Origin of the sequence: Dryocola clanedunensis (assembly GCF_038405435.1) — a bacterium.
In the GTDB taxonomy this organism is placed as follows: domain Bacteria; phylum Pseudomonadota; class Gammaproteobacteria; order Enterobacterales; family Enterobacteriaceae; genus Dryocola; species Dryocola clanedunensis_A.
In genome coordinates this window covers 1-561 of the sequence record NZ_JBBYHZ010000173.1, presented here as the reverse complement: position 1 = coordinate 561, position 561 = coordinate 1, and the positions used below count along the sequence as shown (strand labels likewise).

1 protein-coding gene is annotated in these 561 nt (G+C 65.1%); it reads right to left on the bottom strand.

Annotated features, from left to right (window positions below):
- Positions 1 to 180 precede the first annotated feature (180 nt).
- Positions 181 to 561: fluoride efflux transporter CrcB (crcB, locus tag AAE045_RS24045; RefSeq protein ID WP_455549812.1), on the bottom strand; the 381-nt coding region annotated here is incomplete at its 5' end.

Sequence of the window (561 nt, the reverse complement as noted above, 5' to 3'; positions counted from 1 at the left end):
TCATCGCGTAGCCGAAGGTGGGCGGACGGCCGCGCTTGCGCGGCAGCGTCAGTTCCAGTGTTCCGGGGTCTTGTTCATCGCGCATGACGGACGAGGATGCAAACGGGGGCGCGCACGATATCGTGAGACATCACTTTAATCCAGCGTTTTCCGTGGATTTCTGCATTTGCGACGCAAGCGTCAGCGCCACGCCTCTGCAACACGCGCGCCCGCCCACACCAGCAGCATCCCGCCAACGAGGCTCACGCCCAGGTACAGCGGCACCATCACGCTGCGGTCGGTGCGGGTGAACACCAGCGATTCGAGCATCATCGAGGAGAACGTGGTCAATCCGCCCACGATCCCGACGATCAGGAACGCGCGCCAGTACAGCGCCGCCGTGCCACGACTCTGCAGCCAGATCATCACGTAACCGGCGACGAACGCACCGGCCAGGTTCACCGTCAGCGTGCCCCACGGAAAGCCATTGCCGAACTGGCGCAGCATCGCATCGCCCACCATGAAGCGCAGTGCGGCGCCCAGTGCGCCGCCCGCCATCACCAGGCCCAGCTGCTGCCACCA